This window comes from Nostoc sp. FACHB-280, assembly GCF_014697615.1.
GTDB lineage: Bacteria > Cyanobacteriota > Cyanobacteriia > Cyanobacteriales > Nostocaceae > Nostoc_B.
On sequence record NZ_JACJSD010000082.1, the window covers coordinates 1 to 14,922 of the forward strand.

A 14,922-nucleotide genomic window follows, 5' to 3' on the forward strand; every position below is an offset into this window, starting at 1 on the left:
TTAATCAGAAGATTAAGCTCATTAAACGCAGGGCTTATGGCTTAACTAACTTTAATAATTTTAGAAGAAGGGTTTTACTAAATTGGTATTTCTGTTGTTAATTTAACATATCTAGTCTGGGAGAGCCACTTAATTTTGTTATTAGCGACCTATCAGACCTTATTATTAAAGAAATGACATTACAACTCAATTATTGCAGCGTCTAGAGGAGCGTAGAAATTAATTTTCAGCCTACCTCCGCGCCACTCTGCGTTAATAATAAGACTATGGCAACTACCAATTTAGAAACACTGACTGCTGCTTTTACAGATATCGAAACCATCACTGACCCCAACCAAGTAGCCAAACTATCCCAGGATTACCACACATTTAGCCCTGTGCTTGTACCCAAATTAGCAGGCAAAGTTGGGGATATTGTTGTCCGTCCTGCCAACGAAGAAGAAGTCATAAAAGTAGGCTCGATATGTGCCGAATTACGCATACCTGTAACTGTGCGCGGTGCGGGAACCGGGAATTATGGGCAATGTGTACCGATGCACGGTGGCGTAATTTTAGACATGACCAAAATGCAAGAAATTCTCTGGATAAACCCAGGGGTAGCGCGGGTACAAGCGGGAGTGAAATTGACAGCCTTAGATAAAAAAGCGCGAGAAATTGGCTGGGAAATGCGGATGGCACCCTCAACCTACCGCACAGCCACTATTGGGGGCTTTATCGCTGGAGGGAGTGGTGGTATTGGTTCGATACAGTATGGGTTACTTGGCGATCGCGGTAATCTTTTGGCTTTGCGCGTGGTAACTTTAGAAAATGAACCCCGTGTCATTGAACTGCGTGGTGACGATGTGCAGAAAGTTAACCATGCTTGGGGAATTAACGGCATTATCACAGAAGTCGAAATTCCTTTAGGGACTGCTTATCCTTGGGCGGAAGTTATTGTCACCTTTAAAGACTTTATGACAGCCGCTAAATTTGGTCAGGCATTAGGTAACGCCGATGGGATGATCAAAAAATTAATCTCTATCTTCGCTTCACCCATCCCAGAATACTTTAGCGCCTTACATCAATATATTCCTGTTGATACTCATGCAGCCTTATTAATGGTTGCAGAACCCAGTTTAGAACTATTGCCGGGTTTGGTACAGCAATACAACGGTCAAATTACCTATCAAAAGCCAGCCCAAGAAGCGGGTAAAGGACTCAATTTAGCGGAATTTACCTGGAACCACACCACCTTACACGCCCGCAGCGTTGATACTTCCATTACCTACTTGCAATCTATCTTCCCCGCCGACAAAGGTTTAGAACTAGTAGAAGAGTTGTATCATTATTTCGGTAATGAAGTGATGATGCACTTAGAATTTATCCGCGTCAACGGCCGAGTCGTACCTGCGGCTTTACAACTTGTGCGTTACACCACCGAAGCACGCCTGAATGAAATTATTGATTATCACGAAGTTAAAGGTGTGTTTATTGCCAACCCTCACACCTATATTATTGAAGACGGCGGCAGAAAAGTTATCGACCCTGAACAGTTGAAATTTAAAGAAATAGTTGACCCTTATGGGTTAATGAATCCTGGGAAGAGTAAAGTGCTGAGTGTTGAGTTATGAGTGCTGTACACTGAGCGGAGTCGAAGTGTGAGTGCTGAGTAAATGTCTCCCTTGTCTACCCCCTCTCCCTTGTCTCCCCCTGCCCCCTTCCTCCTACCTTGCCATAACGATAATTTTTAAAACTGAGTTACTTAAACTAATGAAAGGTATTACAACTGATATTGCATCTATTGTTGGCGAAGAAAATATTATTCTTTGGGAAAATCTTGCAGCCAGTCAACAAAAATCTATTCAACAGGCGACATCTGCTGTAAATTCACCTTGTATTGTCTATCCCCACACTCAAGCACAACTATCTCAAGTCATGGCCACAGCCTATCAAAATCAGTGGCGAGTCCTGCCTTGTGGAAGTGGTAGTAAGCTGAACTGGGGTGGTTTAGCCAAAGGCATTGATATTGTCGTCATTACAGAACGCATTAACCAACTCATCGAACATGCAGTTGGAGATTTGACTATTACAGTCGAAGCGGGAATGAAATTCGCCCAAATACAAGGAATTTTGGCAAAATCACGCCAATTTCTTGCCCTTGACCCCACAGCCCCAGAAATAGCAACCATTGGTGGTATCGTAGCTACTGGTGATACAGGTTCTCTGCGACAACGTTATGGAAGTGTGCGTGACCAGTTACTTGGTATTACCTTTGTACGTGCAGATGGACAAATTGCCAAAGCTGGTGGACGAGTTGTCAAAAACGTTGCTGGCTACGACTTGATGAAGTTGTTTACTGGGTCTTACGGCACATTAGGAATTATTAGTCAAGTAACTTTTCGAGTCTATCCGATGCAAGAAGTAGCGGGTACTGTGGTGTTAACTGGTACAGCAGAGGCCATATCTCAAGCTGCGTCTACATTGCGGGGTTCAGCGTTAACACCAACCCAAGCTGATTTACTATCTGCACAACTTGTATCTAATTTAGGTTTGGGTACAGGATTAGGATTAATTGCCCGTTTTCAAAGTATTAGTGAAAGTGTCAAAGAACAATCAAACCGCCTTTTGGAAGTCGGTACAAAGTTGGGTTTAAATGGGGCAGTATACGCCGATGCCGATGATACCAATCTATGGCAGAGATTACAAAACCAAATCAAATCTCCTCACACAGAGTCGGCAATTACTTGCAAAATAGGAGTATTACCAAGCGCGGCTGTGGAGATTTTAAATCAAGTGAACATTGGTTTAGTTCATATTAGTAGCGGTTTGGGTTGGCTACAATTAGAGGAGAAAAGTCAAGTTTTAGAATTGCGCGATCGCACTCAAAATTATCAAGGTTTCTTATCTATTTTAACTGCGCCTGCAACAGTCAAGCAAAATATTGATGTTTGGGGCAACATTGGTAACGCTTTGCCCTTGATGCGTCGCATTAAAGCACAGTTTGATAGCCAAAATATTTTAAGTCCGGGTCGGTTTGTAGGTGGAATTTAACGAACTACCACCAAGAAAGTCCCGATAAAAATTATTTCATAGCCCAGCATAAAAGAGTGACTAGTATTTTTACTCAGCACTCAGCAATTTATATGAGAAAGGGACTCTTCACTCTTGACTAAGTAATAGGATTTTTACTCAGCACTCAGCACTCAGCACTTTCAACTCAGAGGGGAAATATGCAAGTTTCAGAAAATTCTATTAACAATACAGCTAGTATCAAAAATTTACCAGGCTTTGATAGTAATCATCCACCTGACCCAAAATTAATCGATACTTGTGTACATTGTGGTTTTTGTCTTTCAACTTGTCCTAGCTATCGAGTCATTGGGAAAGAGATGGATTCTCCTAGAGGACGTATCTATCTTATGGATGCAATTAATGAAGGTGATATTGCTCTCAATACACCCACAGTCGAACATTTTGATAGTTGTTTGGGGTGTCTTGCTTGTGTCTCAACTTGTCCTTCAGGTGTACAATATGACAAATTAATTTCCGCTACCCGCCATCAAGTTGAACGTAATTATTCCCGCAGTTTACCAGATAAGCTTATACGTCAATTGATATTTGCATTATTTCCCAACCCAGATATTTTACGCATTCTACTTGTGCCATTATTCGTTTATCAAAAGTTGGGATTTTCTAAATTATTACAAGCAACTGGTATTCTCCAGAAAATCTCGCCACGCTTGGCAGCGATGGAATCAATTCTGCCACAAATTACTGCCAAATCTTTTCAAGATAATTTACCAGATATTATTCCCGCTAAAGGTACAAAACGCTATCGAGTCGGCGTGATTTTAGGATGTGTGCAACGGCTATTTTTCTCACCTGTAAATGAAGCGACAGTACGAGTATTAACAGCTAACGGTTGTGAAGTTGTAATTCCCAAATCTCAAGGTTGTTGTGCTGCACTTCCCGAACACCAAGGACAAACCGAACAAGCCAAAGCTTTAGCAAGGCAAATGATTGATAGTTTCGCTGATACTGATGTTGATTTCGTCATTATCAACGCTGCTGGTTGTGGACATACTTTAAAAGAATACGGTCACATTTTAGCTGATGATCCAGAGTATCGAGAAAAGGCTGAAAATTTTGCCGCTAAAGTCAAAGACGCACAAGAATTTTTAGCCACTGTTGGCTTAACAGCTAAACTATCACCACTTACAGATAAACCTTTAACTGTGGTTTATCAAGATGCTTGTCATTTATTACATGGACAAAAAATTAGTTTGCAACCGCGTCAATTATTACGTCAAATTCCTGGCGTGACTTTACGAGAACCATTAGACGCGGCTTTGTGTTGTGGTAGTGCTGGGGTTTATAACCTATTGCAACCAGAAGTCGCAGAAGAATTAGGTAAGCAAAAGGTACAAAATTTATTAAATACTGGTGCGAATTTAATTGCTTCTCCAAATCCTGGTTGTAGTTTACAAATTACCAAGCATTTAGAATTGCAGGGTCAAAAGATTGCGGTAATGCACCCAATGGAGTTGTTAGATTATGCCATTCAAGGTTTGCAGTTAAGATTGTAATTTCATCGCCTTGGCGACTAGAAGTTGCGGATATACAGACAAAACCCACCTACGTGGGTTTAAAACCATGTAGAGACGTTACATGTAACGTCTCTACGGTATTCAAGAATATAGCAACTGCTGTGTCTAAGTATACGCAGTAACCCAACAAAGTCTTGAGGATGTTGGGTTAAGTTCCTCCACCCAACCTTGTATATTGAGGGAAAATAAATTGACTAAATTTTCCCATAAACTACTGTTTCAATTTCAATTCATAAACAGGGGAGTTAGCAAATTCCTCAAGCTCAAAAAGTGACAATAGTTTAGTCCATTCTTGCTGATAACTAGTACGGTTGAGGGCTAATAGACTAACAGTTTCATACCAAATATTATTTTCTGCATAAGGAATATACTCCTGTTGATTTCCTGTTTGCTTTATTTTTTGTACTAGCTCAGGACTAGCTCCTACTTTTTGAATCCAACCATTCACACTAATATTTGTATTGAGTCCTTTATCGTTAACACAAGTAATATTAAAGTACCAATAGTATTTTTTACCAGTTAATAATGGTTTTTCGGTAGAGGGAAGGCTAAGGCTAACAATGCCTTTTGTTTCTGGTAAAGAAAACTGTAATGGCTTTGTTAAAACGGACTTTTTCTGCTCGTCTAATAATCTAAATTTGACTGGAGGTGACTCGGAAGTGCCACCAAAGGGTACATAAAACCAAAACTTGGGATATTCCTGAGTAGTCGAACCTCCATTGTCTTGCGGAACTAAGGCAATGAGGCTTTTGCTATCCATTTGAGAGCATTGCGATCGCGTTGCTCCTCCTCTTGAACGACCAGACGCATTACCCTCTGTTTTAGAACCACCAAACATCCGGCCAACACGCTCAAAAACATTCTGTGCTTGGGCTTTGTCAACAAAAATCGGCGACAAAAAATTACCACAAAAGGCAGTTGTCAGAGTGCAGATCACAACAGTAGACTGCCGAATCAATAATTGTTTACGGAGCATTTTTCAATTACCTCTTACTTTGCTAATTTGTTAACTTTTACGAAGGTTATGAGTTAAGTATAATACTGTCCCACCAGTCAGTATAAATGTTGAAAATGCTGGAATAAAAGGTATCCAAACGCTTTGGCTCACCAATACTACAGAGCATATAATGTATAAACAACCAACGCACCCTACGGCATATATACTTAAATAAAGAGTACGGTTCAATCGCCAACAGACAATACCACCTACCAAAGCCCAACCCAACATCCAGATAGTTTCATAACCAAGAGGCCACCACCAGATCAGAGAGCGATTGTCCAAAGTTGCACTCAGGATTTGACTAATCATTTGCCCATGCAATGTGACTCCAGCAACGTCACCATAGGGTGTACTCCAGTAATCAGCTTGTCGGTTTTGTCTATCAGTAAAGCCAATCAGTACAATCCGATCTCTAATTTGTTCAGCCGCAATTTTATTGTCCAAAACATCCAGAATGTTGACTCTAGGAGCAAAATTACTGGGGTCGCCGCCAGAGGTACGATATTTGAGCATTGTTTGATAGCCAGCAAGCTGATCATTCATATCTTGATAGCCACTTCCTACTCCCAGTAGTTGAGGAATCACCGTTTTACCAAACTGCATAAACTGGTCATATTCTTTGGTTTGGGGATTGAAAGGGGAAGTGAAAGACTGACCTTTGGCTTGAAGGTAGCGACGAGCCATAACTAGACTCAAAGCTTCTCTAGTACTGCAATATTTCGGGTCTGGCTTTTGCATTAAGTATTGTCGGCGGACATAACGACCACCTTTAGCATCATCATCAACTAAGTCACTAAAGCCAACTTGCTCTATCGGGACTTCTGGTGCATGTTTAAAGCCCAGAATCTTTTCACCCCGGCTATTTTCATAACTGTTTTTACACACCGAAATGAAGTTTGTTGTTTGTTGCAAACGTTGTTTGAGGCTACCTTCCGCCGGAAAATCACGTATAAAATCCAGCCCAATCATACTAGGTTGATGTTGGGAAAGATTTTTGAGTAAATCATCTAAAGCCGCATCGGGAATAGAACCTCTACCACCCGGATATCGCCCAGTCTCGTTTAACTTCTCCAGACTTTGGGGATCAACATCAACCATCAAAAATCGTTCATCCTTTGGTTCATCAGGACGTAACGACATGATCTGATCATAAGCGGCTAGTTCTAAAGGCTGGATGAATCCGAGAAATCTCGCAATAAACATAACAACTGTTACAGCCAAGCTACTCAGCAACACACTACGGAGTTTGATTTTGCGGTAGGGGAGAGCGCGACTGGCTGCCAGATATTCTAGTTGTAAATTGGTGGGTGTTGGTTGTTTGTCAACAGACTGCTTCAACCATTCCTCAGAGGCGACTAAATCTTTACCACGGAGGAGAAAACTATCATCATGTTTAGCATCTTCCCATTCTTTGGCTTTGAGGAAAAGACGAGTGTGCGATCGCACATAATCTGGATCTGCATCTAATGTTCTCGTTAATTCCCCAAACTTGGTCAAAAAATCGACACCATGCTGGCAAAAATCAATCCACTGCACCTTTGCTAATCCTGGATGAAGCTCCGCAGTATTGATCTCTCGATACAAAACAGTAACAATTCGCTTATGCAAACTCACCGCATACTCTAACTGATTCTGGCAGTCGGGTGAATTGATAGAGTCTGGCGAAATAATAAATAAGAAGTTGTTGGCGCTTTCTATACCTTTATAAATCTCTTGCTCAAAATCAGTACCAGAGGCGATACTTTCTTGGTCAAACCAAGTAGTCTTATTTTGAATTTGTAATGTATCGTTGAGCTTACGGGCGAAGTCAGAATCAGCCAGAGAGTAGGAAATAAATAAATCTAGTGCTACTAGAGGCGGTTGCTTGAGGCTTTCAGTGATGAACTCTACTTGCAAAGGTATAGGCAGATGTTGGGTTTTTTGTTGGGCTATCTTTAACCAAGCTTCTGACTCTCGAAGATTATAACCCCGCAACAAAATACTAGAATTGCGTTTTTGTCGTTCCCACTTCAGAGCTTTGACTAATAAGATTTTATGCTGTTCATAGTAAGTCACATCTTGAGTCAGCACATTAATTAGCTTGTCAATATTAGCTTGTTGCGGTTGTGGCTCTGTCAAATCGATGAACTGTAGAGTACGTAATTCAACGGGAATCTGCTCTATGTCTACTTGTTCAATTAACAGAGGAATGATGCGTTTTTTCAAAGAAAAAGCATGAGACAGTTCCATTTGACAATATTCTGATTGCAAAGATGCTGGTGACATCAGAAACACTAAATTGTCTGCTTCTTCAATACCTCGATAAATTGACTCGACAAAATCCGTGCCAGACTGAATATCTGTTTTGTTTGTCCAAACGGTGAAGCTTTCTCGCATCAAGATTTTGGCAATTTTTTCCATAAAGTCTCTCTCTTTTTCTGAGTAAGAGAGAAATACCTGAGTCATCAGGTTGTTGGCATTTTTGGTACTTTGACAGATAAAAGCACAGTGTAAATCTGTTGCTTCACATGGTGCTTGCTCATCTTTAAAGCGAACTTTTAACCAGTTTTCAGCCTGTAAACGCTCGTCACCAATTAACAGGTATTGTGAGTTTTTTTGCTGTCGCTCCCACTCCAAGGCTTTGGCTAAAAAGTAGGTGTGTTGATGGACATAATCTCGATGGCGGGAAAATAGCTCTAGCATTCCCGCAAAGGATTTTTCAAAGTCATCCATACCTTCACGGAAATATACCCAGTTAATTTTGCCAATAGCTGGGTGCATATTAGGAAAACTAGAGTGTAATCCCTTGGCTTGATATTGTTCCCATTCACTAGCTTCACGTTGAGGATTGCGTTCTTGCCAAGTTTCCTGAGTAATTTGCTCGACGTGTAACAAGGGAATAATGCGTTTATGACGACGGAGTGCTAACTCGATTTCTTTACCACAATAGGGAGAATTAATTGAGTGTGGCGCAATGATAAATAAAAAGTTATCTGCTTTCTCAATTCCGTCGTCTATTTGATTTTGAAAATCAACCCCTAAAGGAATATCATTTTGGTCAAACCAGATTTCCATCCCGGCTTCTGTCAGTCGCTGATAAAGCTTAGTTGCAAAGGCTTTACTATCAGCTCTTCCATAAGAGATAAAGGCATTTTTAAAGCTATTCATATCAACTATTGATGCTCGTTTTTACATCCGAAATCAAATCCATTGACTTTAGTCGATGGCGATCGCCTGTATCACTGTTATTAACAGATACACTAAAAATTCATAAACAAGGCATAATATATAGTAATCATACTTAAAGATAATGACAAGACTTAATAAATAATACATCAAGCTAGAAGATGGATATCACAGCCAACTACCAACTAAAACATAAGGAGCCCAATAACGAGGGTGGTCATATTGGGGATTTTGGAGTAGAGATAGCTGTGCTAGACGTAGGGCTTCGGCTCTGCTGATGTCGGGTTGTCCTAAATTGCGATAAAATTCTCTCATAAAGGGAACGCTGGCTGCATCATCTAAATCCCATAAACTGGCGATCGCACTACTAGCCCCAGCTTGGACTATAGTGCCAGCAATACCCATAACTTCTTGGTCGTTACCTGTAGCTGTTTGACAAGCACTAAGAATGAGTAAGTCAATTTTCTGCTTGTGGTTTTGTGTTTGAGTACTAAACAATTGATCAAAGTCGTCTATCTTCAATTTGCCATCGGCTGTCACCACAAAAGTATTTTCTCGATCTGCACCAAATAAACCATGAGTAGCTAAATGTACGACCTCAAAGTTAGCAGTATTCAGCTTTTTGTTAAAGTTTTTCGTGGTAAATTCTTGGTCAGCAATCCACTGCACAGCTAATCCCGTCTTCTTGATTTCCTGCACTTCAACTGCAACATTAGCTAATCGAGAAAAGCCAGAAACTTCTTGATTATTGGGTGGTTCAGTCAAGCTGGCAGCTAAAACTTTCATGGTTTTTCTCTGTAAAGGCTTTGGTTCACGAACTTGTAACCCCAAAGCTAAAGAAACAGCATATTTTTCTACTAGATATTGCTGGCCATCATAGAGACTCGCCATCGGAATTTTTCTTAAAGCTCCATCTAAAACAAAAATCAAATTTTTGATTTTGCTATCCTGTAAGTCTTTTTCGATTGGTTGAATTAGCCAGTTATAAACTTTTTGGCCATCCTGTTTTACTTCTTCGTAACTACCCTCTTCTTGGAGATTTTCATATAGTCGGCTGACTACTTCTTGAATATTCTGTTGGGGAGGGGTGGCGTAATGGCTCAGTTCTTGATTAGGTCGCTTGAGAATAACTTCTAAACGGTCATCCAAAATGATTGCATAGATCACAGCCGATGTTTTGTCTTTTGAGTCAATTACTTTGTCCAGCTCTAGTTGAGCATCTTGACAAGCTTGTTGCAAATAGTTTTGCAATTTCGCCACTTGCAAAGCCTCTATGACATTACGCGCCTGTTTGAGATGTTCTTGATTTAATACTGGTGACTGAAGTAACAAATCTACCAACCAGCGATATACAGGTTCGACAGTTTCTCGAAAAGAAAACTGTACATTTTTATTTGTGGCAATTAAATCGCTACGGATATTTTGCAAAGTATTAAATGCTTCAGTGTAGGCAGCGATCGCATTTTTCATCTTCCCCGACTGTTGACACTGGGATTTACCTTGACAATAAATACGTCCAAGTTGCCACTGCCAACGATAGGTAATATCTGGTGCTTGAATCGACTGTGATAAATTCAGCGCCTGTCTAGTTAAATCCTCAGCTATAGACCATTGTTGAGACAGTTCATATAAATGTCCCAGATTACCTAAAACAAAAGATTCGGAACGCACATCTTGTAATTGTTGCGCCTGCTGACGGGCTACAGCCAGAATTTGACCAATTGTTTCTGGGTTGGGATTGGGGAATTTCTGCCTGATTTCTAGTAGGCGTTGAGCAAAATTGACCTGAGCGTAAATCGCCGCACGACCAAGGGGTAGTTGAGTAATTTGGCTGTGGATTTCTGGATACAATTCTTGAGCAGCTGGCCATTGCTCTAATTCAATCAATAAGCGTAAACGGTTGAGTTGTGCAGCAATCTTTGTACTGGCAATGGTTGATGAAATAGCGGCTTGCTCGTAAAAATTGAGGGCAGTATTGTTTTGCTGTGTACTGCCATCAGGAATGTAAGCCAGATTACCTAAACTCAGATAAGCTGAAGCTATGAATTCTGATGATTGCAATTTTTGGGCAATTTTCAAACTGGTTTGCAGATTTTCTTGTCCCTGCTGGGTATCACCAGCCAGGACTAATGCCTCACCCAAGTTACGAAAACTAGCTGCCTTCGCCAGAGAGTCTGGTTGTTTTTGCAAATCTGTTGTCAAATTCTTCAACAGAGAAATTTCTCGACGATAGAGTCCTAAAGCTTGTAATGCTTGGGCTTGGTTAACTTGAGCAAGGATAGTTCTCTGACGATCTTTTAACTGACGGTAGAGTGATGCGGCTGTTTCCCAAGATGACAAAGCTGCTTGGGCTTTACCCTGTGCTAGTTGCAAATAACCTTGGACATCCCAAACTTGCGCCCAAACTGGCAGCAGTTGTGGTGAATCGGGAATATTTTTTAAAATAGCGATCGCTTTCTCAATGTCCTGATTTGCTTCCTCAATACGTCCTAATTGGTGCAAGTTTAGCGCCAAATTACTCAAAATCACCGCTTGTTCTATTGGATTGCTGGTTGTCTGTTCAGCTTGCTGTAACAACATTGCGGCTTCGGCAAATCGCCCTGCCGTATAAAGATTTTTCGCTGCTTCTGCTAGAGAAGACTCAGCCACCATCGCTGCGGTTAAATCTTGACTTACGGGATGACGCGCTACTACGGGCGAGGTGAATAAACACAGTAAAAGCGTCAGCAAAGCCAAAATTCCGTAACCGAGTTTCTGGCTTTGTTGCCACCAAAATTTTTTCACTCTTAGCATCAAGCCCATATTTAAAAAGGTGTATAGATAACAGAGAAATACAAGCCGTTTTCTTGCCATGTTTTATCCCTCTGAGAACTAATTGATGTGAGGGGAATACCCCAATCTAAACGTGCAGTAAAGTTATTACCTTGTCGCCACAGCAAGCCTACCCCCGTAGCAACTAAAGTCTGAGATTGAGGATTGGAGCCGCTATGATTCCAGCCTGTACCTAGATCGAAAAAAGGCGTGAGTTGTACAACTCCTTGAGGGATTCGCACAATTGGAAAACGAATTTCTCCTGTTAATTGCACACCATTATCTGTTAATAACTGATCTTGACGATATCCACGCACACTTGTTTGTCCACCAATACCAAATTGTTCCAGCCCTAACAGTTGTCTATCGGCTAACTGCATATCAGCTTGTAGCAGCACTAAGGTATCGGGTGCTAGTTGGCGCAACCATTGGGCTTGTCCTCGCCAGCTAACAAAACGGCTATCGGGTTCATTTTGATTGATTGTCGCGCCTAAAATGCCCAAGCCGAAACTGAATTGCGATCGCGTTGCTATCACTTGTTGGCTATTGCGTTGAGTCCATTCTTGAAAAAATCGAATTGCAGAAACCTTTGTCCTTCCCTCGTCATCAGCACCAACCGCCAGTGGAAACGGGCCTATATCATCCAAACCTAAAAATGTTTGACTTGCTTGATGACTGGCTGTAACTCCTATAGTGAACTCTTGATTGGGAGTTTGTCGCAGGGGTTGACGGTAGGTTAACTCGTAGTAACGAGACTGGGAATTGATCTCCAAAGAGTTAAAAGGACGCTCTATCACATTACTATTTGTATTGCCATAGGAAAAAATCAGCTTGCCGTTGCGTGGGTTGACTGGCAGACTATAACTTACATCAAAACCATTACTACCATCGGTGTTGGTGTAACCAATACTCAACCCGTCGCCTAGTCCTAACAAATTCGCCTCTGTCAGATGAATGCGTCGCCGAAAACTGCCAACACTGGGGCTACGTTGATTATCTAGTACTAGCTGAGTGTTAAAAGAATCGGCTTCCGTAACTTTAACTTCTAAAATATTCGTACCCGGATGAGTGCCAGCTTGTAAATCTGTAGATAAGCTTTTAATTAAAGGATCTAGCTGTAATAGTTGCAGCCCTGTGAGTAGGCGATCGCGCGATAATGGTTTACCAGATGCAATTGCTAGGCGATCGCGGATATAGTTGGGGTTAAGGCGGCGCGTACCTGTAATATTGATCTTTTCTATGCTTCCTTCTACCGCCTGCAATACCACTACCCCGTCTTTCACAGTTTGGGGGGGAATAATTACTCCAGAAGTCACATAACCTCTATCTATATATAACTTCGTCAGTTGTGAACGTAGTTGGAGTAAATCATTAAAGGTAATTGGACGTTTGAGGTAAGCATCTGTCAGACGCGCCAGTTCTTGCTCGCTAAAAACTGTATTCCCCACAAACTTAAACCGTTCTACAATCAATGTCTCTGCTAAAGTCTGCGGATTCACATCTGGTTGAGTTGGTGACTGGGGTGCATTGGGTAGTAGTTGTTCTGGAGGTGGTAGTTTTGGTAGAGGTTGTGGTTGGGGTAATGGTTGTATGGAAGGTGGTTTCACTTCAACAGGAACCTCTTGAGCCGCCAAAGGTAGATGGAAGCCGAGAATTAACCCTGTCACCAACAAGGATATGTGAACCTTATTTGAATAGTATTGATATGGATAAGGCGATCGCCTACCCTGCCAGCAATTCATTGTTTCACATTCCCTTGCACAACACTACAAACCTGACTAGATAGCCCCGACTGTAGCCCAGTAGTTGTTGTAGGTTGAGCAGTGAAAACAATATCTCCATTCGCACTGCGTACCATACCCACCGCTTCGACTAAAGTATCGGTAGCATTTGATGATAATTGCTTTAAATTCCTCTCAGGCATACTTACTGAAGTATTCCCATTACTATCAGTACTATTTACTACCCATTCCGGTAAAATAGCCCCTGCTTTAAGAGTATCATCAGGACTCGGAGGTAGCCCACCACGTCCAGTAATTACAAACTCATTTTTTCCTTTAGCAACGTTACTATTGCTACCGCACCTTTGGGCAATTAAGCTGGAAGTGTCTACTAGATTTGTCGGCAATTGCACTAGTCCCTGAGCAGGATCAATACTGAGAGTATTCAGCGATACCTCTCCATTTTGACCTACATCGGAACTGGCACTGATGTCGCTGATGCCATTGTTGGTAAGACTTCTCAGTTGCTCTAAACTCAACTTTTGTCGGTTTTGAAATCCAAGAATGCGGTTAGCTGTAATATCAATCTTGCCACCCTGACCACCAAAAGCATTGGCAATAATATCGTTATCTTCTGATGGTACTGCTACAACAAATCCATTCTTGGCATTTATTGTGATATTACCGCCATTACCAGGATTATTTGTTGAACCTGCGGTAGCAGAAATTTTGCTTTGGCGACGCAGTAGCAAATTCTGTGTTTCAATAGCAATGTTGCCACCATCTCCTTGACCTTGATTCTCAACTTCTATTGTTCCTCCGTCAGCAGTCAAGAAGTTAGTGTTAACATTAATATCCCCACCTTTGCCTGTTGCACCGCTCCTAACACTACTGGAAATGCGACCTTTTCGTTCCAGCGACACGGAGTCGAAATCATTAATTGTGACATTACCAGCATTACCTGTGCCTCTATTGCTCACAGAGATGCGAGCTTCATCTGTTATGGAAAGAGTGCGACCATTCAGTGTAATATTTCCACTATTACCATCCGCCTTCTCTCTAACGACGCTGATAATTCGTCCTTGATTCTTTAACTCAATCTGTTGTGCATTGACTGTAATATCGCCTGCATCACCTTTTCCATAGGTATCTGCCGACAAACGAGCGCGATCACTAATTATTACCTGATCTGCATTGATTGTAATGTTTCCTTTCCCATCGGAGGAAAGCAATTCACTTCCTGACGGAATTTCAGTGAAAATACCCGTCTGATTAACATCTGTGTCCCCTAGTGTCGCATTCCCCTGAAGTGATACACTATCCTTTGCCTGAATCGAAATAATGCCAACTTGCTTTGCTTTCCCAATCAGACTAGAGTTAATCTGAGCGCCATTACTCAGAGACAAGCTTCCTGTATTGATTTTAATAAACCCATAATTTCCCTGACTAGATATTTTACTGCCGTTGAGAATCGATACTTGGTCACTAGCATTAATTATTATATTGCCTGCATAAGCTGTTCAGCATTTAAATTGTGTATAATAGAAAGCTGAATTAAGTAAAAAAAAGGAATAATGCCAGCAAAAAATCATTTAACTTCTCAGCAAATAGAGAAACTACAAAAAGCCTTAAAACTGGA

10 protein-coding genes are annotated in these 14,922 nt (G+C 41.3%); 5 read left to right on the forward strand and 5 right to left on the reverse strand.

Features of this window, described 5'->3' with window-relative positions; translation table 11 throughout:
- The first annotated feature begins 11 nt into the window (after window positions 1-11).
- The 4 genes from H6G75_RS31320 to H6G75_RS31335 all read left to right on the forward strand — a co-directional run bounded on the left by H6G75_RS31320 (window position 12) and on the right by H6G75_RS31335 (window position 4,565).
- A complete protein-coding gene (locus H6G75_RS31320) occupies window positions 12-101 on the forward strand; it encodes a hypothetical protein (RefSeq protein WP_397331879.1) in 90 nt (29 codons plus the stop codon).
- A gap of 165 nt (window positions 102-266) precedes the next feature.
- Window positions 267-1,610: an FAD-binding oxidoreductase gene (locus H6G75_RS31325; protein WP_190983775.1), complete on the forward strand. Its 1,344-nt coding sequence runs from the start codon at window positions 267-269 to the stop codon at window positions 1,608-1,610.
- A gap of 139 nt (window positions 1,611-1,749) precedes the next feature.
- Entirely contained in the window at window positions 1,750-3,030 is a 1,281-nt protein-coding gene (locus H6G75_RS31330; RefSeq protein WP_190983776.1) for an FAD-binding oxidoreductase, read from the forward strand.
- A gap of 179 nt (window positions 3,031-3,209) precedes the next feature.
- Entirely contained in the window at window positions 3,210-4,565 is a 1,356-nt protein-coding gene (locus H6G75_RS31335; RefSeq protein WP_190983777.1) for a (Fe-S)-binding protein, read from the forward strand.
- A gap of 232 nt (window positions 4,566-4,797) precedes the next feature.
- Here the strand turns inward: H6G75_RS31335 and H6G75_RS31340 are convergent, their stop codons facing one another.
- Both H6G75_RS31340 and H6G75_RS31345 read right to left on the reverse strand, forming a co-directional pair.
- A complete protein-coding gene (locus H6G75_RS31340) occupies window positions 4,798-5,562 on the reverse strand; it encodes a DUF928 domain-containing protein (protein WP_190983778.1) in 765 nt (254 codons plus the stop codon).
- 30 nt (window positions 5,563-5,592) lie between these two features.
- Window positions 5,593-8,733, reverse strand: a complete 3,141-nt coding sequence (locus tag H6G75_RS31345; RefSeq protein ID WP_190983779.1) for a TIR domain-containing protein — start codon at window positions 8,731-8,733, stop codon at window positions 5,593-5,595.
- An 11-nt stretch (window positions 8,734-8,744) separates the two neighbouring features.
- Here H6G75_RS31345 and H6G75_RS33705 point away from each other — a divergent pair, with 11 nt between their 5' ends.
- Window positions 8,745-8,870, forward strand: coding sequence for a hypothetical protein (locus H6G75_RS33705; protein WP_277884125.1), 126 nt, complete (start codon window positions 8,745-8,747; stop codon window positions 8,868-8,870).
- Between the two features lie 49 nt (window positions 8,871-8,919).
- Here the strand turns inward: H6G75_RS33705 and H6G75_RS31350 are convergent, their stop codons facing one another.
- The 3 genes from H6G75_RS31350 to H6G75_RS31360 are packed head-to-tail and all read right to left on the reverse strand — an operon-like array spanning window position 8,920 to window position 14,689.
- Entirely contained in the window at window positions 8,920-11,604 is a 2,685-nt protein-coding gene (locus H6G75_RS31350; RefSeq protein WP_242051713.1) for a CHAT domain-containing protein, read from the reverse strand.
- Window positions 11,556-13,304, reverse strand: coding sequence for a ShlB/FhaC/HecB family hemolysin secretion/activation protein (locus H6G75_RS31355; protein ID WP_190983780.1), 1,749 nt, complete (start codon window positions 13,302-13,304; stop codon window positions 11,556-11,558). The genes H6G75_RS31350 and H6G75_RS31355 overlap by 49 nt, the downstream gene beginning before the upstream one ends.
- Window positions 13,301-14,689, reverse strand: a complete 1,389-nt coding sequence (locus H6G75_RS31360; RefSeq protein ID WP_190983781.1) for an S-layer family protein — start codon at window positions 14,687-14,689, stop codon at window positions 13,301-13,303. Before H6G75_RS31360 ends, H6G75_RS31355 begins: the two co-directional genes overlap by 4 nt.
- Between the last annotated feature and the right edge of the window lie 233 nt (window positions 14,690-14,922).

Bases quoted from the DNA above. Each gene is read 5' to 3' on its own strand.
- H6G75_RS33705 (WP_277884125.1), top strand. From the start codon at position 8,745: ATGCTCGTTTTTACATCCGAAATCAAATCCATTGACTTTAGTCGATGG.
- H6G75_RS31355 (WP_190983780.1), bottom strand. From the start codon at position 13,304: ATGAATTGCTGGCAGGGTAGGCGATCGCCTTATCCATATCAATACTAT.
- H6G75_RS31330 (WP_190983776.1), top strand. From the start codon at position 1,750: ATGAAAGGTATTACAACTGATATTGCATCTATTGTTGGCGAAGAAAAT.
- H6G75_RS31345 (WP_190983779.1), bottom strand. From the start codon at position 8,733: ATGAATAGCTTTAAAAATGCCTTTATCTCTTATGGAAGAGCTGATAGT.
- H6G75_RS31335 (WP_190983777.1), top strand. From the start codon at position 3,210: ATGCAAGTTTCAGAAAATTCTATTAACAATACAGCTAGTATCAAAAAT.
- H6G75_RS31350 (WP_242051713.1), bottom strand. From the start codon at position 11,604: ATGGCAAGAAAACGGCTTGTATTTCTCTGTTATCTATACACCTTTTTA.
- H6G75_RS31340 (WP_190983778.1), bottom strand. From the start codon at position 5,562: ATGCTCCGTAAACAATTATTGATTCGGCAGTCTACTGTTGTGATCTGC.
- H6G75_RS31325 (WP_190983775.1), top strand. From the start codon at position 267: ATGGCAACTACCAATTTAGAAACACTGACTGCTGCTTTTACAGATATC.